Source organism: Erwinia sp. PME.40.26/001, assembly GCF_055556675.1.
This window is the reverse complement of sequence record NZ_JBVHNP010000336.1, coordinates 1-249: the sequence shown is the minus strand read 5'-3', so window position 1 is coordinate 249 and position 249 is coordinate 1. Positions and strand designations below refer to the sequence as shown.

At 59.8% G+C, this 249-nt stretch carries 1 protein-coding gene; it reads right to left on the bottom strand.

The window, feature by feature from the left end; translation table 11 throughout:
* Positions 1–249: hypothetical protein (locus ACZ3HG_RS24435; RefSeq protein ID WP_465335069.1), on the bottom strand; the 249-nt coding region annotated here is incomplete at both ends.

Sequence of the window (249 nt, the reverse complement as noted above, 5' to 3'; positions counted from 1 at the left end):
ACTGCCCCTTGAGGAGATCCGACACGTACTCGGTCCGCGTGTAGTCGATGACCTCGCCCATTCTCGTGTCAGTGAGCTTTCCCTGTCTTTCGAGATTGGCCGCCACGATCGTCGGCAGGGTCAGCATCCATGGGAGGGGCGACAGCTCTCGATCGGTATACGCGCTCGGATCGAGATAGGGCGAAACCAGAACAACACCGTTCATCGCCACGCCGAGGCGCGTCTGGAGATAATAGGTGATGCGCGGAC